The 26,709-nt window shown below is 28.3% G+C and carries 13 protein-coding genes; 5 read left to right on the top strand and 8 right to left on the bottom strand.

What is annotated here, in order from left to right:
* Positions 1-1,766: 1,766 nt before the first annotated feature.
* Together rpoH and bamD are read right to left on the bottom strand one after the other, a co-directional pair.
* Positions 1,767-2,627 carry an RNA polymerase sigma factor RpoH gene (gene rpoH / locus A35E_RS00090; RefSeq protein WP_014888643.1) on the bottom strand — a complete coding sequence of 287 codons (861 nt, stop codon included), beginning with the start codon at positions 2,625-2,627 and terminating at the stop codon, positions 1,767-1,769.
* Positions 2,628-3,694: 1,067 nt separating this feature from the next.
* Positions 3,695-4,447, bottom strand: a complete 753-nt coding sequence (bamD, locus tag A35E_RS00095; protein ID WP_014888644.1) for an outer membrane protein assembly factor BamD — start codon at positions 4,445-4,447, stop codon at positions 3,695-3,697.
* Between the two features lie 130 nt (positions 4,448-4,577).
* On the opposite strand from bamD, the gene rluD reads away from it, so the two are divergent.
* Positions 4,578-5,525, top strand: coding sequence for a 23S rRNA pseudouridine(1911/1915/1917) synthase RluD (gene rluD, locus A35E_RS00100; protein WP_014888645.1), 948 nt, complete (start codon positions 4,578-4,580; stop codon positions 5,523-5,525).
* A gap of 1,382 nt (positions 5,526-6,907) precedes the next feature.
* Here the strand turns inward: rluD and ligA are convergent.
* On the bottom strand, positions 6,908-8,959 hold the full coding sequence (ligA, locus tag A35E_RS00105; RefSeq protein WP_014888646.1) for an NAD-dependent DNA ligase LigA: 2,052 nt from the start codon (positions 8,957-8,959) through the stop codon (positions 6,908-6,910).
* 1,794 nt (positions 8,960-10,753) lie between these two features.
* Here ligA and A35E_RS03105 point away from each other — a divergent pair.
* From A35E_RS03105 to ihfB, 4 genes are all read left to right on the top strand, one after another.
* Positions 10,754-11,335, top strand: a complete 582-nt coding sequence (locus A35E_RS03105; RefSeq protein ID WP_014888647.1) for a 5-enolpyruvylshikimate-3-phosphate synthase — start codon at positions 10,754-10,756, stop codon at positions 11,333-11,335.
* 125 nt (positions 11,336-11,460) lie between these two features.
* Positions 11,461-12,168, top strand: coding sequence for a (d)CMP kinase (gene cmk / locus A35E_RS00115; protein ID WP_014888648.1), 708 nt, complete (start codon positions 11,461-11,463; stop codon positions 12,166-12,168).
* A gap of 99 nt (positions 12,169-12,267) precedes the next feature.
* Positions 12,268-13,947, top strand: coding sequence for a 30S ribosomal protein S1 (gene rpsA, locus A35E_RS00120; RefSeq protein ID WP_014888649.1), 1,680 nt, complete (start codon positions 12,268-12,270; stop codon positions 13,945-13,947).
* A gap of 86 nt (positions 13,948-14,033) precedes the next feature.
* Positions 14,034-14,315 carry an integration host factor subunit beta gene (gene ihfB / locus A35E_RS00125; protein WP_014888650.1) on the top strand — a complete coding sequence of 94 codons (282 nt, stop codon included), beginning with the start codon at positions 14,034-14,036 and terminating at the stop codon, positions 14,313-14,315.
* An 875-nt stretch (positions 14,316-15,190) separates the two neighbouring features.
* On the opposite strand, the gene A35E_RS00130 is transcribed toward ihfB, so the two are convergent.
* From A35E_RS00130 to yihA, 5 genes are all read right to left on the bottom strand, one after another.
* A complete protein-coding gene (locus A35E_RS00130) occupies positions 15,191-15,961 on the bottom strand; it encodes a YebC/PmpR family DNA-binding transcriptional regulator (protein ID WP_014888651.1) in 771 nt (256 codons plus the stop codon).
* A gap of 1,255 nt (positions 15,962-17,216) precedes the next feature.
* On the bottom strand, positions 17,217-18,206 hold the full coding sequence (gene pgl / locus A35E_RS00135) for a 6-phosphogluconolactonase (protein WP_044105055.1): 990 nt from the start codon (positions 18,204-18,206) through the stop codon (positions 17,217-17,219).
* An 851-nt stretch (positions 18,207-19,057) separates the two neighbouring features.
* The gene (gene dolP, locus A35E_RS00145) at positions 19,058-19,630 is read right to left on the bottom strand and encodes a division/outer membrane stress-associated lipid-binding lipoprotein (RefSeq protein ID WP_014888653.1); all 573 of its coding nucleotides are present in this window, start codon (positions 19,628-19,630) and stop codon (positions 19,058-19,060) included.
* A gap of 1,505 nt (positions 19,631-21,135) precedes the next feature.
* The gene (locus A35E_RS00150; protein WP_014888654.1) at positions 21,136-22,173 is read right to left on the bottom strand and encodes a GMP reductase; all 1,038 of its coding nucleotides are present in this window, start codon (positions 22,171-22,173) and stop codon (positions 21,136-21,138) included.
* Between the two features lie 1,171 nt (positions 22,174-23,344).
* Positions 23,345-23,959 (bottom strand): ribosome biogenesis GTP-binding protein YihA/YsxC, encoded by a 615-nt coding sequence (yihA, locus tag A35E_RS00155; RefSeq protein WP_014888655.1) that lies wholly within the window; start codon positions 23,957-23,959, stop codon positions 23,345-23,347.
* Positions 23,960-26,709 lie beyond the last annotated feature (2,750 nt).

A 26,709-nucleotide genomic window follows, 5' to 3' on the forward strand; every position in this document is an offset into this window, starting at 1 on the left:
ATAATCTGATATAAATAACATATCTTCTGATTGATTATTTACACTAAAATATCGAAAAACTAAAAATAAATGTAATTAAAAGTACTTCTATTGTCTTCTTATATCCAGATGAAGAAGAGTATTTTTAAGATACATAATCGCGCGGCGCGTAGAAGACAATTTATTAAGTCTTACATAGTCTTTTTATAACACTATTATGTCGCTAAAATACAATATTAAAAATATCGTTAGTATTTTTATATTACACCACAAATAATAGTATTTCACTAGATTTTAGTTGGTTTAAAAACAAGTGACCTATTATAAATAGGTAATATTTAATGTCTTAACTAAAAACTAGTGCTTTAATCATATTGATTATTATCTAAATAACAACACTAGATAGTTAGATATAAACTATGATTAAAATCAATTTATATTAATAAACAATCAAATCTACAGGCATTCCTAGAAATATCATCTAAAATATAAGTAGTAAAAAATATGGTTTTTATAGATATATCAAAAAAAAATAGTTAAAACTAACATATAATAAATAAGCATATTACTATATGATAAAGGTGTTGTTTAACATTATCAGTGATTTATTTTTAAGTCTTTAATAAATTACACATTGAATTTAATTATTAAAAAAACAAATATCTAAAAATAGAGGTAGCGTTCTATGCATAGAAACTTTTTTTCATAAAAAAATATCCACATTAAACTCTAAATGTTGATAAAAATTGTTTATTCTAGATATTATTAATTTTTAACATGTACTTATTAAACAAGTTTTACGAAATCACTTTAAAAAAAATAATATTTATGATAAGTAAAGTTATATAAAAATACTAAGTGTAATACTTACTTTTCATCAAATGAAATAATTCATTTTTATTTTTTTAGTAAAATTATCTTATTCTGGTTAATAGAAAACCTTAATATCAAGGTTAGTTAATAATAAAAATTACATCAACATAAGGCCATTAATATAAACATTTCTTATTCTTTGAATTAAAAATCTAAGATGTTTTATAACACTATTGTTGTATTTTTATATCTTCATCGTCAAGATATATTCTTCTTTGACAAAACAAACGATGTATTAGGGATATAGACTTGTATGAAGAAAATATGTTTATACAACATCTTTTTATTAATTAATTAAATGTTACTGTGTTTTTTTTTAAATTAAGAAATCAAAAAAAGTTAATGAACCCCTCTACAATTTAAAAACTTTTCCGAAAAAAATAACTACTTCCTCAATATTACTTATCACTACAATTTAATTCATTCTAAAAAATAAAATTATTAAAGTAAAAAATTTTAACTTAAATTGTTATTCGAGTAGTCATGTTTATTGACTGTTTAATTCTACCTAAATAATCTTTAGCATGAAAAGATTTAATATAACTATCACTTAATAACTAATAAACTCCCTGTAATAATAAATTAAAAATATGTTATATCCATGTACAAGAATTATAAAAACAAATCATAAGAATGATAAATGAAACCATTTTTGATACAAAGTAGAATCTAAAACTCTACCAACTTAATTAATATCAAGATTACAGATGATTATTTCGCAGAAAAACAGTCAGATTACTTTTTAGTAATATCAAAGAATGATCTTACAATCCAAAAATTTATATTAAATACCCGTAAGTTAGCAAAAATGTATGGCTACAGCAAATACAAAATTACTAATAGTAAAAACATAAAGGATCACCACATACTCAACAATAGATTGTAAGTTAATAATAGCAGGTTATCATGTTAGGCTAAACTTCTATAGCCATGCGCATTTTTTTCATAGCATTTTTTTCTAATTGACGCACACGTTCCGCAGAAACACCATAACGATCTGCCAACTCCTGTAAAGTGCTTTTATTATCATCATGTAACCAACGTGCACGAATTATATCTTGGCTGCGCTTATCGAGTTCTTCTAATGCTGAATTTAATTTTTCAGCAGCATGGTCACCCCAGTTATCTTCTTCAATTCCACCTGCAAAGTCAGAAGCTTTATCCTGTAAGTAAAGCATTGATACAACTTGATTCCCTTGGTTGGCAGCATCACCATCTGGTATAGGATCAAATGTCATATCCTGAACAGCCATACGAGATTCCATCTCTCGCACATCTTTAGTGGTTACTCCCAACTCTTTAGCTACAAGCTCCACTTCATCCTGATTAAACCAGCCTAAACGTTGTTTTGTTTTTCGCAAGTTAAAAAAAAGTTTACGTTGTGCCTTAGTAGTTGCTACTTTTACGATACGCCAGTTACGTAGAACGTATTCATGAATTTCCGCTTTGATCCAGTGAACTGCAAAAGAGACTAATCGAACACCAACTTCTGGATTAAAACGCCGAACAGCTTTCATCAAGCCGATATTACCCTCTTGAATAAGATCAGCCTGTGGTAAACCATAACCAGAATAATTACGTGCAATGTGAATCACAAAACGTAGATGAGATAAAATTAACAACTTAGCTGCTTCCAGGTCACTGTAATAATGCAGTCGTTTCGATAAAGCTTTTTCTTCCTCAGCTGTAAGCATTGGATAGACATTTGCAGCTCTCATATAGGATTCTATACTACCTTGAGAAACATTCGCTAACACTTGCATATCTTTAAACATTCATGACCTCTCTAAAAAAAATTGAATGCCATTTAAGAGAAAACGCCTGCACTAGCACTTGCTTCTTGCGTTATTAAAACACTTCTTTTAATGATTGCAAACTATATATTTAATTGGTGGATTAAAAACCACAGCAGTTTTTTTCATAATTTAATTATGCCAAAAAGTAATCGGTTACACAAATAAAAAAAACCAATAACCATCCTTTTTACTTGTTAAATCAATTATACATCACAACTGAGTGCGATATGATTTTCTGCTTAATCTTACTTATAAAGCATTTTTATTTGATATTTTTAACTGTCTAGTACATCGATAAATAATATATAAATAATATTTAAGAGTGATATTATATTTTATATTGAAACCTTTAAATTGAAACATAAGCACATCATTACTAAGGCATATAAAAAATTAATGACAAGTCGCCATATTAAATTATAGTGAAGACTAATCTCATGAGACTGACTTTTAAAGTAACTTTAGGTTTAATTATATAATAATTTTCTATTCAAAATCTCGCTCTCTCAAAAAAAATAAAGATAAAGACATTGAGTTAATATATTTAAAAATATAACTTGATTTAATCTAATAATAGACTATGTAACAAAATAAATTCAAAAAAAACCATTTGTACATAACTTCGCGAGCAATACAACAAAATCTAATTTTAACAACTAAACCATAAAACCTACTCTAAGAAAACATATATTTGCAGATAACTTAAGTATTATGATATAATTGTGATTTTTTTAAGCAAAAAGTCTAAAATGGATACGACTTCATTGTCAAATTTAATATATTTATGAACAATAAACTTCCAGTCAACGCAGATAATCAATGAGATTCAAGATCCTCTGAAAAAAAATAACGATTTTCATCGACATAGAAAACTTCTATAAAAAAAATACTTCATAATATATATTCATTAAAGTTATTAACTTATCACCGCTGTCAACTATTAAAAATACATAAAAATTTACAGAACATTAGATTGTGTTGCAAGTAACTTACTTATTAATTAATTTATATCGCATGTTTAATAAAAACAGCACCTATTTCAACAATTATTGAATAGGATTTGCCACTTGTATTTTATGCACGGTGTCTGCCAACACCGATAATTGTAATTGTCGATAAGCCCACTCCATATAAGGAATTGCCTTACGTGTAGCTTGGGTATCTGGAAAATCGCTTAGCATTTTTTCTACACGATTTACCACTGCGATATACGCTTCTCGTCTATCGTAGTATTTTACTACAGATAATTCATAGTTAGCTAGCCAGTTTTTAAGATAAATTAAACGTTTACTAGCATCCATGCTATACTTACTGTTCGGATGATGGACAACTAATTGTTTAAAGTCGCAAAACGCGGCACGCGCATATTCTAAATTACAGCTATTACTAGCGACACGTAAACCAAAAAAACCATCTACACCACCACTATGCATCTCCATATTACTCAAACCACGCAAATATAAAACATAATCGACATGTGGATGAGTTGGGTTCATTTTTAAAAAGCTATCTATGGTCACTGTAGAGAAATTGCCAGATTTATAATAAGCATACATTAAATCAATCTGAACCTTTTTCGCTTTCACAGCATGGTTGAAGATAGAATCTTGTTCTAATTGTTTCAAATCTTGAATCGCAGCTATATAATTACCTTTTTTTAATTTTTTTTGAGCAGAACTATAAATTTGGAGTGGGGTATGATTAAATACAACATCTGTGTGAGTAGCACAGCTCGATAGTATGAAGCAACATATAACAGCTATCAACCTATACTTTATATCGATCATAATATCGATCATAACGTTTTATCTATCCTTGAAATAGTTTTAAAAACCATCATTAAACCATACCTAAAACTAAATAAAACAGATTACTCTAAAATTAAATAAAATTTAGTTAATCACCTAAATATTATAAAATGCATGGTATATGACACATCACCAACATCTTAACGGAATAGTAAGTAACTTACAGTTTGGACAACGCTTAGATCGAACTTTAACTGAATTATTTCCTAATTATTCACGATCACAAATAAAAAATTGGATCTTAAATGGACTAGTAAGAATAAATGGACAAGTGAAAACACAACCAAAAGAAAAAATACGTGGTAACGAACATGTTGAAATAAAATATTTTATTAAAGAAACAACACCATACGAAGCTCAAGCTATACCACTACGTATTGTCTATGAAGACAATGATATCCTGGTAATCAACAAACAAAATAACCTTGTAGTGCATCCTGGAGCGGGCAATACTTCTGGAACTCTATTAAATGGATTGCTATATTATTTTCCACCTATACTCAATGTTCCTCGTGCGGGAATAGTGCATCGTTTAGATAAAAACACGACAGGTCTTATGCTGATAGCTAAATCTAAATTAGTCCAGGAGCGTCTAGTTAAATCACTAAAAGCTAGGGAAATTACTCGTGAATATGAAGCTGTTGCTATTGGTAGTATGACTGCTGGAGGTGTTATCGAACAACCAATCGCACGTCATGCTACCAAGAGAACTCAAATGGCAGTAAACCCAACGGGTAAATCTGCAGTAACTCATTACCATATTATAGAAACTTTTCGCAATCACACACATCTAAAACTACAGCTACAAACCGGCCGCACACATCAAATCCGTGTGCATATGGCATATATTCATCATCCACTAGTTGGTGACTCACTTTATGGCAGACTACGAACCTCATTCAAAAAAACGTCTTCTTCTGTAAATAACGTTCTTCGTAATTTTCGACGACAAGCACTACATGCCAGCATGCTAAGATTTTACCATCCAACCACATTTCTTAAAATAGAATGCCATGCTCCATTACCGGAAGATATGATATCGCTAATTTCTGCATTAAAAACAGGTTAAACATTTTTAAACAACGCATAGACCAATGATCGATCTTCGTTTTTAAATTAAACAATTTTATTGAAGACAAATGAAAGAAAAGAGTGATCTGGATGCAGATTTATTACTTTTTATATCTAAATTAGTAGATTTTAAATAAAAAATTTATAATTTAACTATTTATAAACAATTTTTAAAAAAACACTTATACATGATTTTAATATAAGGTATCGATTTAATCGACTTCATGATCACAAGCTAAAAAATGGCTAGTTTGAATGTTTCTTTATTACCAATGCATGCTAACTTATATTATATAGATAATTATTTTTATATGATAACATAATTCTTTTTCAGAACTATTTTTATGTTTAATGCTGTTTAGTATTATTATTGTATTTTTTCTTAATGATAAAGTTATGATGAATGATTTGTCATAATACATCGTCATAATTAAGATATTAAAAAACCCTCATCTATCCCTTCCTCCTAACATCTAATGTAACTAACACATTAAAGTTAATAGGATTGTAGGATAATTTTATTTATGCATGTTAAAGTGAATAGTGAAAAACAACCTCTTTTTTTACAAAAACTAACATCATTCTAATTATTATCGGTTAAAGTACACGAAAATTTAATAAGAAATTAACTTATTATTATATACTTATTAAAAATATATTTACCTTAATGGAACTGTTATCAACTAAACTATGTTACTTATTACCATACCTAATAATTTTAAATTTATAACGTCAAAATACCTACCTAAATTCAGATCTAATTTTTAATTATTATAAAAATTAGAATACTACAATAACGAGAATATTTATCTGAAAACAATTAATGTAAATTAAACCTAATAAAAATATCAAGAATACTGAATGATAATAACAGTCATATAGATATTATAAAAAAAAGAAGAAAACGAACTATCTTATTTAATAATAATGTAATCTTTATCAAGTGAATCTAACTGATATAACAAAATATTCTAAACAAGAAGCATTGTAAAAATCTAAAAATAAAAAATGTTAATTATTCTAAATTAGTAATTATGTTTGTTGAATTTATAATTTTAAAAGAAATATAATACTCCTTTCAATGATTAAAATATAACCATGTTTTCATTGAATTAAAGATGAGACAATTTGGATATATCATTAACAAAATCATAATTTTTACATATATTACTATGATTAAAAACAAATAATAGTTGATAATTTTCTACTATAAAAATTTTACTAAAATACGATTCGCTCTATTTAAATACTTTTTAAAAAAATCAAACCTTTTAAGAATAAAAATTTTCTTTTTTTTAGAGAAATAAAAATAAATTTTAGAAAATAACATCTTCATATGTTTTTTAAAAAAAACTATTTTCCATAGACTTCTAATACTTTCTAATATTTACTTCCTATACAATTCGAGGAATATTTTAGAAGACGTATCATCTCCCTCTCGTCAATCACTGGAATATTCAACTTAGATGCTTTAGACAATTTAGAGCCTGCTTTCTCTCCCGCAATAACTAAATCGCTTTTAGAGGAAACAGTGGAGCTAATATGAGCTCCAAGGTTAGTAAAGCGAATTCTAGCCTCATCCCGTGATAAGCTTTTTAAAGCACCAGTAAATACAATAGTTTTTCCAAAAAAGAAATTTCTTTTCACAGGAAAAGAAATAGCTATAGATTTATAAGCATCAAATTGAATACCTGAACTTAATAAATCTCGGATTACTTTAATATTATGTTTTTCTTTAAAAAATTGATTTACTTGTTTAGCAATAATTTTGCCAATATCCTTTATACGCATCAGCGAATCAATATCAGCTGCAACAAGTGCATCAAGTGTGCGATATTCGGTAGCCAAACTAAGTGCTACAACCTCTCCCACATCTCGAATACCAAGTGCGTATAAAAAACGAGACAAGGTCGTCTTTCGTGCTTTTCTTAAGGCTTCTATCAATTTTTTTGCCGATTTAATTCCAACACCATCTAAACTGATCAAAACTTCTTCAGTTAATTGAAAAAGGTCAGCTGGAGTGTTTACTAATTTTTTTTCTACTAACTGATCAATTATTTTATTACCTATACCATAAACTCCCATCGCTTTACACGAAACAAAATGTCTCAATGCCTCTTTTCGCTGAGCTGAACAAACTAAACCTCCAGTGCAACGTAATACCCCTTTTCTTAATGACTTCTCTGCTACAGAACCACATACTGGACATCGCATAGGGACAATTATCGGACAAGCCTCTTTTGATCGTACAGAGATGACTACACTAACAATTTGTGGGATCACATCCCCAGCACGACGCACCACGACAGTATCTCCAATCATAATACCTAGACGATTGATTTCATTAACATTATGTAAAGTAACATTACTAACAATTGCGCCAGATAGTTGCACTGGATCAAGACGACCAACTGGTGTTATTACACCAGTTCTTCCTACTTGAAACTCCACATCGCGCAAGCGAGTTAACTGCTCTTGAGCCGGGAATTTATAAGCGACAGCCCATCGTGGAGCACGTGTAATCTCTCCTAAGCTTTTTTGAAACATTATAGAATCAACTTTAATTACTACACCGTCAATTTCAAAATTAAAAGATGACCTCATCTTATACATCTTCTTATAAAACTCTATTACAGATGCAGTACCCTTACAGCGATAAATGTGTCTACTAACCGGAACCCCCCAATCTTTTAATTGCTGAAGTCTTTTCCAGTGACTGTCTTGTAATGCTCCTCCTTCTAACTGACCGAAACCATAACAAAAAAATTTTAATGGCCGAATAGCAGTAATACCAGGATCTAACTGGCGTAAAGAACCAGCAGCTGCATTGCGCGGATTTGAAAAAATTTTAGAGCCTTTTTGTTGGGCCATCTTATTTAGAGATAAAAAACCAGTTTTCGAGATAAACACTTCTCCACGTAGCTCTAATAAATGCGGTAACTTATTGTAAGTTTTTAACACCAAGGGGATGCTGGCAATGGTACGCACATTATCGGTAATATCTTCACCAATAACACCATCACCTCGGGTAGAAGCGCACACTAACTTACCAGTTTTATAAAGTAGACTTACCGCAATACCATCTATCTTTAATTCACAACAATAGGTTATTTCATCGTCGCATTTGATATTTTTGCGCACTCGCTTATTGAAAGCTAAAAAATCCGTTTTTCTAAAAACATTATCCAATGAAAGCATCGGAACTGCATAATGTATTTTCGAAAAACCACTTTGTGCTTTTCCTCCTACTCGTTGCGTTGGAGAATGAGTAGTGCATAGATCTGGATATTTAGTTTCCAAAAAATGCAGTTTTTCCATAACCCGATCATATTCACTATCAGGTACTTCAGGAGAAGCGTCCACATAATACTGATCCTCCCAGCATTCAAGTTGCTTTCGCAACATTAGAATATGTTGTTTAATTTTTTTCATTATCTAGAATCCATAAAAACATACTCGCACCTTGAATTGATCGGTATGGCCTAAGATAAAATTGACATTTTATTCTTCAAAATTAAAAAAAAATAATCTTTATTGTAGATCAATATAAGCGCATATCCATTAAAAGTAATTTCAAACGTGAGCTTAAAAGCATAAACAATTATTCCTAGGTAAAACTGTCATGTTTACCTAAAAATAAATATTTAAAATAATAAAATAACTAATTAAATGCTCATCAAATAGATTTAAGAAGACTGATATAAATAGATTATATTTTAAGTATATTGATTATCTATTTTAATTAAGAGATATTTTTTATAAATTGGATATTTAAAATTCAATTATATCAAAAGCATTATTATGCTAATTCAAAATTACACTAATACCTTTTGGATTTTTATCTATTCAAAAATTATAAAAATTTAAAACACAACAAAGATCTCCATTTTTAAAATAAAAAAAACAAATTTATACCATTAATAAAAATTAAAGTTAAGAGTTTTATTGAAAAAAAAATAACACAGATTAAGATAATACCTTAATTATTTTAAGTTCCTTATTGAGCGTAAATCATAATTAACTCAGATAAATGTAACACATTACGGTGTGTTTATGATTAATATTTTAGTTATTTGTTTTATTAAAAATATTTATAACCAACCTAAAACATTTTAAAATTAACACTGAGATAAAGAATGTTGTTAACACACAAATTAAAATCTTTAAAACCACTTAAATATAATTATATAAAAAACAATTTTATTATAAATATCGAAATAATATTTAGAAGATTACACGAAGAACATTTACTTAAAAACAGACATCCTTATAAACATTACATTTGTGTTATAAGCTATGTACCATCCTTTCTCTAACAATCTATAATTTTTTATTGCTAACAACAACAGATTATATCTGTAAACGTGATTATTCTATAGTTAATAACCATGTATAAGAATTTTTCCTTTTACTTGGTTATTCACTTAATATTATTAAACTAAGGCATTTTGTCGGGTAAAAGAAAACAACTTTTGTTAAACAAAATATTTTATATGTTAAAAATTGCCAACTTTAACATCTATCAAACGAATTCATAGCGCAGCTTAACTCATCTGATTCTAAAAGCTTTTCTATTCACGCGTTATTACTAACTGCAGACGCTACTAATTACTCATTTAGCGAATTTCTTAATAGTGGCTATATATCTCTTATATGCTAACAACATTAAGTAAATTAAATGTAAATTACTGTCTATCAATTGATCGAGAAGACTCTAAAATAAATAGGATAGGTAACCCTTTACGAATAAATAAAACCACATATTATTTGTTTCTTGGTAATTCTGGTACTAGTATGCGTCTATTGACTACAGATATCTCTCTTAGAAAGATATGCAGAGCACATTAACTGGAGCCCCCTCATGAAAAAATCACCTATTAAAAATATAGTGATGGTCTTTAATAGGGCGGATCAGAAATAAATTTAGCTAGAGCAAAAATATTATTTCCCACTCCGCTTCCGGCGGTGGTTTTCAGGGTTGTAATATTAACTCAGAAAGTATTCTTTCTAGTCAGTTTCTTAATGCATTATTAATAATCTCAGCGCAACTCTCTAAAAAAATTGCGTTTATATTAAAGGAAATTAGTATTTTACCCCTATAAAGACACTAATTTAACGTTGATGAAAATATTCGTAATTGAGAAGTACATCACGACACTTATGAAGTGTTTTATCTGGAAAGCAATAGGGTATATACTAAGTACCTGAAAATTATCTAATACAAAGATGATACATCGTCCAGCACATCATATTTTCTTAGCTGACAGATCGATTCGAGGAGGTATTGTGTGTTTAACTGGCATTAATCCACATAACGTGCAAGAAGATACTCATCTTGTAAATCTCTTAGAAAACATTGACACAACTATTTTTAGGGATAAAGATTATATTGAATCTAACCATTCATCACTGCATTTGGTCGACGTGGATATGGATCAGATCCCTGATTCGACTATGACTATTGCAATAAGTTTGTTATTTAGTTCCATATGGATGACTACGTTACGTAATATCGCTAACTGGCTAGTTAAAGAAAATGATAGGTTAACAGCTACTTCTATCGAGTTGCAGAAATTAGACATAATAGTACTTGAATCCACAGATTTTATAACAATTACTCCACCCGAAGAACTAACGAGTTCCTGCATCAGCACCTACAACGATCGCCGTATGGTAATACGCTTTTTCTTAGTAACAGTATCCAGTATCCTTATAACTATTATTGACCCAAAATGTACACATAAAACTTTTCTATTTTTTTTCAATCAACCGCCCAAGTTAAGCAAGCCGTCTTTTATCCCTGTATAATAAGATTATTGGTGATTAAAATAAGTGTTCATATGCATCATCAATATGCATAATGTAAAACTATACATAATTGGAGAATTTATTAAGCTTTTATTCTATTATTATTGTGCTTACAGGAAAAGAGAATGACAACTATAGCTCCAGTGATTACTATTGATGGACCAAGCGGCTCAGGAAAGGGAACCCTCTGTAAAGCATTAGCCAATATATTACAGTGGCATTTATTAGATTCCGGTGTAATATATAGGATATTAGCGCATTTTGCTATAGATAATCAAATAAGTATTGAAGATGAATCATCCTTATTATCTCTCTCCTCCAATCTAACCACTTACTTCAATTGTAAAGAAAAAACATTAAATGAGATTTTCTGTAGAAAGCCTCTTGTTCAAACAATTCGAAATGAAACCATCGGAAATGCTGCATCAAAAATTGCCTCATTTCCCCGCCTACGAATAGCTCTACTACAGTATCAACGTGCATATCGCACCTTGCCAGGACTAATTGCTGACGGTCGAGATATGGGTACTGTTGTTTTTCCTGACGCACCTGTAAAAATCTTTCTTAATGCATCATCAAAAGAAAGAGCAAACCGACGAAGACGCCAGTTGCAGGAAAAAAACTTTAATGTTAATTTTGACCATCTTTTGTCGGAGATAAAAGAACGAGACAATCGCGATCGCAATCGTATAATAGCTCCGTTAGTACCAGCAGTTGATGCATTTATACTTGATTCTACCAAACTCACTACCGATGAAGTAATAGTTAAAGCTCTGACACATGCTAATAAAATTCTTTGGTATCGTAACAACGGTAGTATAGTAACTCAATAATTACACTGCCACGAGGAACAGCAGCGTAGCATGTATAACAACCCCATCTCGCAGGATGCCGGATGGCCGTTAATTGAAAAAATCTGAAGATTATCCAATATGATAGAATCTTTTGCTCTTCTCTTTGAAGAATCAATGAAAGAAATTGAAGCTCGTCCGGGTGCAATCGTTCGCGGGACCGTTATATCTATTGCAAAAGATATGGTTCTAGTTGACGCCGGATTAAAATCTGAATCTGCTATTCCTATAGAACAATTCCTTAACGCTCAAGGGGAATTAGAAGTTGAAATCGGTGATCAAATTGATGTTGCACTAGACGCAGTTGAAGACGGTTTTGGAGAAACGCTTCTTTCCCGGGAAAAAGCTAAGCGCCATGAAGCCTGGCTAATACTAGAAAAAGCATATGAAAAATCGGATACCGTAGTTGGTATTATAAATGGAAAAGTAAAAGGCGGTTTTACTGTTGAATTAAACGGTATCCGCGCTTTCCTTCCAGGATCTCTGGTTGACGTGCGTCCAGTAAGAGACACTTTTCATCTAGAAGGAAAGGAGCTTGAATTTAAAGTAATTAAGCTGGATCAGAAAAGAAACAATGTCGTAGTATCTCGACGTGCGGTGATAGAATCAGAAAATAGCGCTGAACGCAATCAACTACTAGAAAACTTGCAAGAAAGCATGGAAGTTAAAGGTCTTGTTAAAAACTTGACTGACTACGGTGCCTTTGTAGATTTAGGCGGTGTTGATGGTCTTTTGCATATCACGGATATGGCATGGAAACGAGTTAAACACCCTAGCGAAATTGTAACAGTAGGAGATGAGATTACCGTTAAAATACTAAAGTTTGATCGTGAACGTACTCGAGTTTCCCTCGGTCTCAAACAGTTAGGTGAAGATCCTTGGATTGCTATAGCAAAACGATATCCAGAAAACACTTGTCTTTCCGGTCGAGTAACAAATCTGACTGACTATGGTTGCTTCGTTGAAATCGAAGAAGGTGTTGAAGGCCTAGTGCATGTTTCTGAAATGGATTGGACAAATAAAAATATTCACCCCTCTAAAGTAGTAAACGTTGGCGATATAGTAAATGTAATGGTTTTAGAGATTGATGAAGAACGTCGTCGCATATCTCTTGGTCTAAAGCAATGTAAACCCAACCCTTGGCAACAGTTTGCAGAAACTTATCATAAAGGTGAACGTGTTGAAGGAAAGATTAAATCGATTACCGATTTTGGAATCTTTATTGGCTTAAATGGCGGTATTGATGGATTAGTTCATCTATCTGATATATCTTGGCAAGTAGCTGGTGAAGAAGCTGTACGGGCATATAAAAAAGGTGATGAAATTGCAGCAGTTGTTTTACAGGTTGACGCAGAACGCGAACGTATTTCCTTAGGGATAAAACAACTAGCCGAAGATCCATTTAATAATTATCTATATTTAAATAAAAAAGGTAGTATTGTAACCGGAAAGATCAAAGATGTTGACACAAAAGGGGTTACAGTTGAATTATCTGACGGTGTTGAAGGTTACCTCCGCGCTTCTGAATTTTCGCTTAATCGTATAAACGACACTATACCAATTTTAAGTGTTGGAAATAACATAGAAGTAAAATTTATTGGAGTGGATCGTAAAAACCGCGTTGTTAACTTATCTATTCATACTAAGTTCGAAGAAGACGAAAAAGATGAGGTCAGCAACCCTCCTAGCAATAAACAAGAAGAAAATACTTTCTCTAATGCAATGACCGAAGCTTTTAAGGCAGCAACAAAAAGCGAATAATAATGAAGGAACGGAAGTAATTCCGTGCTTTAACAATAAAAGATTATTAGGCTCTCAATAAGAGCCGAATAATCTTGGAGGAAATTATGACCAAGTCCGAGCTTATCGATAGACTTGTTTGCCAACATGTTCATCTTCAAGCAAAATTAATTGAAGATGCAGTAAAGGAAATCCTTGAATATATGACTACTACACTTTCTAATGGGCAACGCATCGAAATCCGTGGTTTTGGTAGTTTTTCTCTTCACTACCGATCTCCCCGAACTGGCCGAAACCCAAAAACTGGAGATAAAGTAAAACTAAATGAAAAATATGTACTACACTTCAAACCCGGTAAAAATTTACGAAATCGCGCTAATATCTATTAATTAATTTGGATAAGTCTCTATGCAGTTATATAAAATTAATCTTTAGTAAAGATTAAACATTTTCTAATAATATTAAATTAATGTTTTTTCACAGTCACATACGAAACATATATAACATATCGTCTAATTTTATGTGTACAACTAGTAATAAAAATTATATTTTTAAATCCTTTTTATTAAAAAAATTCATAATTAATATTATTAATCTAACTATATTAGATTTAAGTATTGTTTTTATATAGACTATAAATCAAAATATTTTTACAAAAAAATGAAAATAAAAACATTTTTACACATATAAAAATACTCTTTAAATATATTTTTAACCTAACTTGTTAAATATAAAAATCTTATAATTTATAAGACAATATATACATGTATGTTTTTTAAAATATTTTATGTTAATCATATACATTTGGTTATACCCAATTCTTATTCTACAGAATAAAATAAATTTTTATTTTTTTATAAATTAATAAGCTAATAAAATTAGCTAAATTTAACTAATTTTATTAATATTAATTAGTGGTAAATTGTATATTTATTTTACACTAATTATATGTATAGAAATTTTTATAAAATATTTTTATTCATTGTTAATCTTTATCGTACAAAAAAAAACAGAACTACCGAAAACCTACCACGAAATTTAAAAAAAACATGTTTATATTTATATAAATAATTATATCTGATCAACCAAACAATGATTCTATTTATAGAACATTTATAATAAAATTAAGCATTTAAATTTTTTTTAAAAAATCATAATTGATTTTAAAGTATTTTATTATTATTATTAATTTAACATATTTAAAATATAAAAACTTAGTAAATTAAGAGATACTTAATAAGTATAAACTTATATAAAAATCTTATTAAGATAACTGATAATTCTTTTCTCTAGAAAAAACGTTTTCACTGCTACAAGTAATCCCGTTATGGTAAATTTTTTTTACATTGTCACATCTTTCTAATATATCAATAAGTTCAACTAATCTAGATGTAGCCTTTAAATCTAAATTAATATAAGTTAATGGGATCCAATCAATGATAGATTTTATTGGTATAAATTTAGCCGTTTCTAGCATTTTCTTTACTTTCTCGAAAAATTCAAATGAGGTATACACATTAATCGACCCATTATTATTCACAATAATATCATCAGCACCAGATTCTACTGCAGCACTTATAATGTTATCTTCTATTAAACCAGGAGAAAAAGAAATAATACCTTTCTTAATAAATAAACACGAAACGGAACCATTAGCACTTAAATTTCCACCAGTTTTAGAAAAAGCATCACGTATTAAAGATGCAGTACGATCATGATTATCACTACAGCACTTAACCATAACAGCCGTTCCGCCTGAACCATACCCTTCATAAGTTACAATACTTTCCGTCTGTATATTGTCACCACCATTTATTCCTCGAGCAATAGCTCGATTTAATGTATTACGCATCATATTATGAGAAAATGCTTTATCTACCGCTGCACGTAAACGGGGATTTGAGGTAAGATTGCTTCCACCTAAACGAGCAGCAACAACTACTTCTCGAACAATTTTACTAACAACCTTTTCTCGCTTACTATTTTGTTTAGCCTTACGATGTTTTATATTGCTCCATTTACTATGACCCGCCATATTTTCTCCTACAAACCTTTAATCAAAATTAAATTTATTATATAGGTAATTATTTTATGTAATCATGTGACTCATTAAAAAAAATAAAAAAATCTAAAGTATTTAACAATAAATGTTTAAATATCATTAAAGTAATTAGAAATTTTTTATTATTATTCACACTTGATATAAATAATAAATTATATAACTACTATTATAGTAAGACTTTTCTTGTTTTAAAAAACCTTAAAATCAAAAATTGATTTATTTATTAAATATAGATTAGATGATATATAAAACAAATAAGATTATTGGTTGAAAAAAAACAACATTGTTCCTTCCTTAAGCACAAGACAAGTAATTTATAAAGAAATAAATAATCTAGTGTATCTTTTTTTAATAAAAATATATTTTAATTAACCACTTAATACGAAAAAATAATGTAAAATATATCTGTATCTATATACCCCACCCGAAACACCCATATAATCTTATTAAGATTAATAATTACATTCACAACAAAATAATCATTAATATATTAATACTTTCTAACAAGGAAGTAAGTTTACATCTATCTATTTATTGTATTAGAGGAAAAGAATTCAGTTATAGTTATATTAACTAATATTCGACTTAATTAGCACATCCCTAACATTCTTTATTAAGAAATCTAAAAATTAAAAAATAATTTATTTCTATAATAGAAACAATGATGTGATAAAAAATTTATTTTCATGCACATATATATTTTATGCTGCACAATGGAGAGTATTGAAGTATATTGTTGCATTCTTCATGTATCGATTAGAGCAAAAAGTAAGTTACCGTATAAAAAAACGAAGAAAGAGAGATTCCAGAAAAATATTTTTTCATATTACTTGATACTGTTCGCTTTTCGTTAGTAATGAATGAGTAATCTAGCGATAATTCATCAAACATTAATTTGCTAAAAGATAGAATCTTCGCAACTTTACAATTCTAAAAAAAAGATTAAAATAATATATGAATAACCAAAGCATATAAAATCTATCTAGATTGCTATTAATCTATATAAAAAGGGTAAACACAGAAAAGAAACAAGTGAGTTATATAATTAACTTGACTAAAATTTTTAAAAAAAAATCTTTGATAATAAATTACTATTTTTGTTTAAAATTTAATTTTTTATAAAAATTTTTAATATTAAAATATTGTGATTTCTAATAAAAAAATTAAGCAATCATATTATTTAATTAATAGAAATATTTTTTTTAAGAAGAAACACAGAGTAAAAAAATTAATGTTGCATTAAAATAGATACCCACATAGGACCTTGTCCAACAGGATAACGCGCTAATAATGATAACGTACCAAATATCTCATCAATGGAATAGACAGCAATATAATTAGACTTTTCACCAGCAACTACTAAAAACTTTCCTTGACTATCAATGTTAAAACCTCGAGGTTGTGTTTCAGTTGACAGGTGCCCAACTAACTGAAGCATTCCACCATCTTTAGATACTGAAAACTGACTAATTAAACTAGCAGTCCGATCTCCACAATACAACCAACGACAATCAGGCGTAATATGAATATCTGAAGCACACCGAACATCTTGAAAAGTAGGAGGCATAATATCCACAGTCTGTACGATTCGTGGGCTACTATCTATCGCAATCACATTAACGGTGCTACTTAATTCGTTAATTACATAAGCGTAATTACTTGTGTGATGAAACACCATATGACGCGGTCCTGTATTAGCCATACTATCTAAAGCTTCCGGGGTGTAAGGAGCTAAAAAACCACTGTGGTTAATGCTGTAAAGGCGAATACGATTTTCTGTTAAACAAGGAACCCAAACTACTTTCTTTTTAGAATCAACATTAGCAGAATGGCAATGAATTAAACCTTTAAGAGTCTGCCTTGAAATATGAACAATACCTTTCTTATCAATAGGGCAAACAGCAAGAGAACTACCATTGTAAGAAACGCTGTACAACATTTTTCCTTTACAATCAATGCTTAATTGTGTTGGACTAGCAGGTAACGCAGTTATAGCAACCTCTGTTAGTAATCCATATTTATCAATTTGATAACTAACTATACTAGAAATCGGGCGTATACCCAAATAAAGATGCGTTCTTGCTGGATGGATAACTATCGGTTTTCCTTTACCTGGAGCGTTAACAATTTGACGTAGTATGAGCATACCCTGTCTATTCATATGAAAGACGTGAATCTCTTGACTTTCTGGACTGGCAACATAGATGATTTGATTCATATTTATCTTGTACATAATACGATAAAGAACATAGCTTTTTTATATCAGAAATTTTTGCGTTATAATAAAGACGCATATTTTTATGATTTAAAATTGTATAACATAACAAATAAAAATACTAAATTTCTTTTTCATGATATGAAATTAATAATTTCATTATTTTTGATAAAAGTCATAAAAATACATAAATCTATGTATCACTTATTTAATAAAAATCAAAAATACAATGATCAACCTACTCATAATAAAGAATTTTGCAATACACTGCTATGAAAACATTACCCAAATATTATTTTTTTAAAAAAAATAATTTTATCTATAAAATTGTTTATACTAATTTTGTCTTTTAATTACATTAAAATCAGTTACAAATTATCTAATTTTATAAACACATCATAATAATGTTTAAAAAAACATTGTTTTTCCACTAACCAGATATTCATGTTTTTATTGTTTATAATAATCAAATGAATACTTTCCTTATTTTTTAAAAAAAAGAAACAATATTATTTTATAATAACTATTATTAATGTAACTATATCGTTAATGATCAATACTATTTAACAAAAATGATGATATATATAAAAGAATGGCGCTCTATATTATCATTAGAAAATATATCAATTTATATTGATTAATACTTTTAATTAATCAAGATTATAACACATGGAAATTTCTTAAAAACATCAATATTACCCACTAATACTAAATGCATATTTAGCAATTATTTTTTAAGACACTTTACAAAATAATTGCTAACGATATAAAATTGCACACATATTAAAATCATATCTAAACATATAATATGCGACATGTATTTCAAAAACATTGATTTCTTTATATTTTAAATACTACAAATAACTAAAAGCGGTAATAACATGTTTTACACAATTTACTTTACTAGCTACGCTTGCAATAGCTTTTCCTTCAGGGTAAGCTACTAACCCTAATAGAAAAACCTCTCCATTTTCAGTAATTACTTTTACGTTAGACGATTTAATTCCTGTATTTTTCAGCAAATGAAACCAGATCTGTATAGTAATCCAAACATCTATAGAAATCTGTTTAAACGATACTATCTTCCCCTGACGAATTTCATTATACACCTCAGGCTCACCTTCAAGACCTAACACAAGATCTTTCGCTCGTTCAGCTAATTCTCGACTAGGAGCTTGACCAGTTAACAAAACCTTTCCATGATAAACAGTGTTAATTATACGCGTACCTTTCCGCAACTGATAATCTTGAGCTAATCTATAAGTAATACGAGCTTCAAGGGTACCATCATCAAGTTGTCTACCGAAACTTCTAGGATCACTAGCGGTTTTAGTCACAACTGCAGTAGTACCAATTGCTACTGTACTAACACATCCCTGCAACATCATCGCAATACATAGAAGGAGCAATATTATATATAACTTCACCTCGACCCCTTCATCTTCGAGTTAGGAAAAGATTTTTATCTATCAAAAATAAAAAAAAGATTATAGCAACCAAATAAATCGTTTTATTTTTAAATAAAAAAATAATATGTTAGCAAAAAGTCAACCTTTTAACATGGAAAATATGATTCATATCAAACTAAAAAAAACTAATCTAAGAACATATTTTATATGTCATTAAGATATACTTACTCAAATGCACTAAGAAACTTATGCTGCTAACATTTTATTTATATTAATATTTTATTCACTTTTATGTCATAAAAAGAGAAATAGAACTTGTAATTTTAAAAATTGCTATCTTTCATTAAAAAAATAATCTTATGAATAAATTATTATCATAAAATACATTTCTCTCATTAAAATTCAACCTTATATTAATAAAACAACAAAAGACTCAATTTAATTATTCGTTAATTAATAACATAATTGTATATATTATAAAAAAAGAAATTAATTACCCATATTTTCTAAAATGCAACTTAACTAACGTGAGTAGTGTTTTTAGGATATACATTGTTTAACAAATTAAAATAATTTAAAATCTTTCCTTATTTTAATAACATATGTATAAAGAAATTTTCTTTGATGTTATGCCTTCTAATACGCTTCTATCATACTTTTCATTTATCTGATTATTATTACAACCGTAATTCCTATAAAGTAATAAAATAAAATTTACAATTTTGATTGAAATGTAGATATTTTTATCCATCATTTAGTTATTCTTTACAATTTTAGGATTAACAATCCATTTTGATTTTTTTAATATAAGATATATGATATCTATAAGAGAAAACTAAAAATATTTTTATTCTTTCATGATCCTACTAGTCATCGCTTATCTAGCGACAAAATAGTTAAAACCTTTTATTCAAATTTTTTTACTTCATAGAATAGCAAGAAGAATTATTAAGCTACGATAGTAGTAATACTTATATACTAAAGTATCGTATTATTTTAAACTTTTTTTTCATCAGCTTTTAAGATTCTATCTTAAAAGACAGTTTTATTAACGCCATAGAGTCAATTACAATCTAACTAAACTGCATACAATTACCTAGATCCTATTTTATATAAAAAGATTTTATACTGTTAGTATTACTTAATACAACTAATATTACTAAAACCTCACTATAATATCTCAATGAGAGAATACTTTTAAAACAAGTAAAAAACAATCTATATTTGTAATACAAAAAAATATTAAGATTTAAATGGATTAAAAGAATAAAAAGTATAAAAACGAATTCTAAATTCTACTATGATAGAATTTACTATCACTAATAGTAAATACAAAGGCATAGTGGATTCTGATGAAAACTGCAATTGTATTGACTGAATCCCCTGCAAAAATAGAGATCTGTCCGCATTGTTAATCAGCGACACAAATCATATCAAATCCTAAAAGATTTTCTGAAAACAAAAAAATCAAATAGTTATTTACTTGCCCACGAGAAAAAATTGTCTAATCCTCCTTATTAAACCTAACTAAATATTCCATTTTCCTGTTCACTAACTCGAATAAAAGTAGTACGTTTTGTTAACTCCTTCAAGCGCGATGCACCAACATAAGTGCAGGCAGAACGAAGGCCACCAAGAATATCACGAATAGAACATTCGACCGGACCTCGCACAGCTAATTTAATACTTTTTCCTTCCACAGCTCGATAATCCGGAACTCCCCCAATATAGCGTTTCATAGCTGATTCGGAACTCATACCATAGAACAACATAAACTGTTTTCCATTTTCTTCAACAATAGTGCCTTCACACTCGTCATGACCTGCTAACATACCTCCCAACATTACAAAATCTGCACCGCTACCAAATGCTTTAGCAACATCTCCCGGAACTACACATCCACCGTCGCTAACAATTTGACCACTTAAACCATGGGCTGCATCAGCACATTCAATTAACGCCGATACTTGAGGATAACCAACACCAGTTTTTATTCTTGTAGTACAGACCGAACCAGGACCAAGACCTACTTTTACAATATCAGCACCAGAAAGAATAAGCTGCTCGACCATTTCACCCGTAACTACATTACCAGCACAAATTACTTTATCTGGAAAAGTTGCTCTAGCTTTTTGAACAAAAGTTACAAAGTATTCTGAATAACCATTCGCAACATCAATACAAATAAACTTCAGGTTAGATGATAACGCCATGAATTGCTGCAATTTATTAAAATCCGCATCTGAAGTTCCTGTGGATACCATTACATAATCTAGCACCGATTTTGGTGATCGTTCTATAAATTCACGCCACTGAACTATATTATAATACTTGTGCACTGCTGTAATTATATTAAATCTAGCTAATACTTCAGCCATGTGAAAAGTACCAACAGTATCCATATTAGCAGCAATGAGAGGCACACCAAACCAATTAATTCCAGGATACTTAAATTTAAAATCTCGTTGAAGCACAACATCAGACCGGCTTTTTAAAGTAGACCTCTTAGGGCGGATCAAAACATCTTTAAAACCTAATTTTACATCTTCTTCAATACGCATAGGGGATTCCCTGAAAAAAGTAACAAATCGATAATCAAGATAAGAGGCACTTTTTCATAGCAAAAACACTTCACCATTTAGGATTACACTGAGAAAAAACCCGAAATCTACTTATCTTAGATTAATACAATATATTTGATTGTTTTTTTTGATGCCCACCAAAGCAGTCAATCTGCATAAGATTGTCTTACTATTCATAATGAATATCTGAGTAATTTTATTCATTATCATTATTGTCAATATTGTTTAATCTGTGTACATAGATGTATATTATGAGACTAATACTATTTTCTCTATAACTTTTTTTGAAAAACAAAATGCTATAACAGAACATAAAATTATTTATAAATAATATTTTTTTAAAAACATAATTATTGCGCAAAAATTAATTTTTACACTACTAAATTGCATGGACTATATTTATATAACTAATATTTTTTTACTAATAATTATTTTCTAAGAACAAAAAAAATACTCTTATTTGTTCCTTCGTTCTACTCTAATAAAAAATATAACTATAGTAACGCAATCACAATTCAAAAAAATTTAAATGTTTTAAGAAATTTTATCCATCAAGATTAAGAATATTTATTTGAAATAAATAAAGATAATAATAAAAATATAAATAATATAACCTTAAAGTGTTGAATTGTTTTTTTTTGCTAACCATATACAATGTACGTTAAACTTGATTTTCTTGTAATAATACATATAATATAGATGATTATATAGATGAAGCTTCCTATCAAACTCAAAAAAATACGGAATATCAATTAAAGATAACTATAATTTTAAGTGTAAAGTTTTTAATATTTTTTATTAATTTAATATAGTATAAATGATGTTGGTATTTTTTTTAAATCTAAAATAAACTTGAAAATTGTTACTAAGACCTCTTATACAAAATTAAAACAATATATTTTATCAGTAAATAAAAAATTTTGACTATATCTAAATATATAAAATATTTAGAAAGTACTTTTTAAATCTTTTTCCTAATTATATGGATTTGTTGATTAAATGTTCTTTTTTTAATTGATCTAATGTTCTTGCTTCTTAAAATTGCTCCCAATAAAAAAATAATTATAACTGTTACTACATTTATCTATAAATATATACATAAAATCAACAATTTAATTAAAAACAATATGAGTAATATAACTATTTAAATCTAACTTTCTTTGTTATCAGAAATCCACTTCTCTAATGTTTGCTGTAGTTTATCCATCCCTTTTTTTTGTAACGATGAAAACACTTCTACTTGAAAGTTTCCTATTAAAGTTCCTAACATTATCCTAGTCTGGCTCAATTGTTCCTCTTGTTTTCTTAAAGAAAGCTTGTCAGCTTTATTGAGCAAAAGCAGCATAGGCATATTCATATTGACGGCCCATTGCACAATTTGTTGATCGAGCTTTTTAAAAGGATGTCGAATATCCATTAACACTACGAGCCCCTTCAAGTTAGAGCGCGTTTGTAGATATTCCTTAATAGTCTGTTTTAAACAATGTTTTAATACTCTTGGAACTGCTGCATAACCATATCCGGGTAAATCAACTAGTCTTATACCAGACGTTACTTCAAATAAATTAATAAATTGAGTACATCCAGGGATTTTACTTGTTCTAGCTAATTTTTTTTGATTAGTTAACGTATTAATTAAAGTAGATTTACCTGAATTAGAATACCCCACAAATGCTATTTCAATACTACTATCACCTGGTAAATAATTTACATTAGGTGCACTAGTTAAAAAACATGTTAAATTATAGTTGTATAAATTCTTCAAAAGTATTTAACTCAAATATACTATTTAATAGTAGTGATACCAGAAAATGTATTTAAAAAATACATTATGATCTTCTCAATAACTCTTTTCTTAACCTGTAGTATTAGTAAGCAATGTTTTTGCATATTTAATCATTTTCTAGTTCCCATTTTTCTTAAAATCAACTTATTTGTAATAATCTGATCTCATACTAAAGAATACAACAACGTATAAATTTAATTACCAAACTACAAAATAACACTAATAAGTAGGTATTTTTAAAAAAAATCAACAAATGTTTTTCTTTAAAGAAAACTTTTCACTGAAATAGTAATTTATTTACATACTCTAGTTTATCTATCGTGTTGTTTGTCATAAAACAACATGATTTTTTTATTAGTCGCCCTCTACTCAACTTCTTTAGATTGTTTTGTTACCTACTAAAGATTAAAAAAATAAAGATTTTAATCAATTAAAAATAAATAAGCGAGTAAAATACATTGATAACCTTATAACAATTTTTATCTTTAAAACGCTATTTTAGATTTTTTTATTTGCACAGAATCAATTAAAATCTACGATAAAAACTAAAAAAATACAATTATATTGTATTCAATAAACTAAAGAATTTAGAAACTTAATACAGAAGATGGAAGTTTAAAATATAGGCTTATGCAAATTAATTTATTTTTAATGGTTTTAAAGCCAACGATAAAACGTTACTCCTTCTTTCTTAAGAAGGGAATTCTTATTAAGAAGTCAAATAAAACAAATCTTGTTGTACAATTAATAAAAAACTATCAGAAAATATTTTTATATGAATCTATTTGTTTAAGTTATTTATTATTTAATCTACTAAAAATATTTTTTACATAATAATCTTCATACGATCTCTTTTTGATTATATCAGAAACAAAATTCATTATCTAGACAATCAAAGAAGATCTTTAAAAAAAGAAAGTTTCTATAGACTACTCAATAGATGAATAAACATTTAAAATAACTATTTTATCGTTTTTTAGTTCAGATTTAAAAAAGATTTTACTTCTACAAGATTATTATTTATAAAATTCTTATCTAAAAAGAAAAAAAAGAAAAATATTCAATAAAGTATTGTTAATTACCATATATATTTCAACATCTTATCTAAATTAACGTTATCGTTGAAGTCTAATTAAACATACTGCAATAAAAATGTGAATTAAAATTTAAAATACATACACATCACAATATTCTTATCACAATAATTTAGAGCCATTTATCTTAATATTAAATATTTAATTTTTAATATACTTAATTATATAAACTAAACTCAACAAATAATTATAATAACTTTAGATATCAAATTACTACCGCTAACCGGAGCTAAGAGTAGAAAATACGACCACTAATACATTAGACCACACAGTTGCCGTCTGTACCCCCCCCACCTCAATAATAATTGTTAGGTTTACAAGCGAATCAAATGCAATGTCCTATAAAAACATATACTTAGTCACTCTGATCCAGTTTGTATTTAAATGAACATTTTATATTGTCTTGCCTATCAACTGTTATGAACTGATTATAATATTTATCCATATTCCTAAGAAGGTTTATCTTTATCGATCAATGAAATTAAGATCACTTCTTAATATATCTGATACGCCTTATAAATATAAATAATAAAAACAATCAACATAGAAACAACTCAAGTGTCTCTGAAAAGAAAAGATACAGGTATCCATTGAAACCATCTCACACATAGTAATAAATTAACTGCAACAATCTAACAATATATCTATCACTATTATCAAGGAACATACAATCGCGCCGGATTGGTCTATTTTAATGAAACAATATTGTCACATTTAAACTATTCTTAAATAAAGCTAATATCTTAAATCGTATTACAAACGTTTTACTAGATCTTTTGATAGAGGTAATATTTTAAATACGTTAATAAAATTCAATATGCTTGGATTTAGATATTGGTGGGTCATAAAAATATAACTTTTGTCGGTGATGACAACCGATTAAACCTATGGCTGAAAATAAATGAAGTAAATAGTATCTAATTTTTTTAAAAGTTTTTTACCACTATAAATATTAAACGTAAGTCAAATCATAAATCTTATAGTAACATTTTATTATGTTATTATGCATCTATTGAATACAATAACTCTTAATTTAAGAAAAAATTAAACTAAAAACAACATAAGTAGCATAATTAACCTCTGTTTTAATTTTAATATAGCAAATGAAGCATGACTTGTAATCAACTGTATTAAAAATAGGCTAAGATTAAGAAGTTAAAAATATAAAAAACTACAGTATTTTAATACTGTGCTAATATTTAATCTCACACAAAAAAAAAGAGGCGTTCTTATCAATGTGCATATCTTATTAACTTTATGAAAACATGTTTTTTTATGAATATTAAGAAATCAAAGATACTATGGTATATTTACATTTAGTTAAAAACTAAAAGCACAATGTTACCTATAAAACAACAGTCGACACTCCAAAAAAACTGACCCCAATCCTCATTCGCTAGATGTCGTTTGTTCAACCGCCGCAAAACATTAAATAACATTGTGGCAACCGACTGATATACTTTTAATTTTAGAGTATATAATCACTGACTATACTAAAACTACCCTGCAACCTTTTTTTTAAACTCCTTGATGTTCTAAAAAAAATAAAATCTTTTATACCGTTACTTATATAAACAAAACAAATTGTTAAAAACTTTAACATTTGCTAGATATCATGTTAAGAGGATAATAAAA

Source organism: secondary endosymbiont of Heteropsylla cubana (genome assembly GCF_000287355.1).
Lineage (GTDB): Bacteria > Pseudomonadota > Gammaproteobacteria > Enterobacterales > Enterobacteriaceae.

Excerpts from the sequence above, each read along its gene's own strand:
- rpoH (WP_014888643.1), bottom strand. The coding sequence starts at position 2,627 with ATGTTTAAAGATATGCAAGTGTTAGCGAATGTTTCTCAAGGTAGTATA.
- bamD (WP_014888644.1), bottom strand. The coding sequence starts at position 4,447 with ATGATCGATATTATGATCGATATAAAGTATAGGTTGATAGCTGTTATA.
- rluD (WP_014888645.1), top strand. The coding sequence starts at position 4,578 with ATGACACATCACCAACATCTTAACGGAATAGTAAGTAACTTACAGTTT.
- ligA (WP_014888646.1), bottom strand. The coding sequence starts at position 8,959 with ATGAAAAAAATTAAACAACATATTCTAATGTTGCGAAAGCAACTTGAA.
- A35E_RS03105 (WP_014888647.1), top strand. The coding sequence starts at position 10,754 with ATGATACATCGTCCAGCACATCATATTTTCTTAGCTGACAGATCGATT.
- cmk (WP_014888648.1), top strand. The coding sequence starts at position 11,461 with ATGACAACTATAGCTCCAGTGATTACTATTGATGGACCAAGCGGCTCA.
- rpsA (WP_014888649.1), top strand. The coding sequence starts at position 12,268 with ATGATAGAATCTTTTGCTCTTCTCTTTGAAGAATCAATGAAAGAAATT.
- ihfB (WP_014888650.1), top strand. The coding sequence starts at position 14,034 with ATGACCAAGTCCGAGCTTATCGATAGACTTGTTTGCCAACATGTTCAT.
- A35E_RS00130 (WP_014888651.1), bottom strand. The coding sequence starts at position 15,961 with ATGGCGGGTCATAGTAAATGGAGCAATATAAAACATCGTAAGGCTAAA.
- pgl (WP_044105055.1), bottom strand. The coding sequence starts at position 18,206 with ATGAATCAAATCATCTATGTTGCCAGTCCAGAAAGTCAAGAGATTCAC.
- A35E_RS00150 (WP_014888654.1), bottom strand. The coding sequence starts at position 22,173 with ATGCGTATTGAAGAAGATGTAAAATTAGGTTTTAAAGATGTTTTGATC.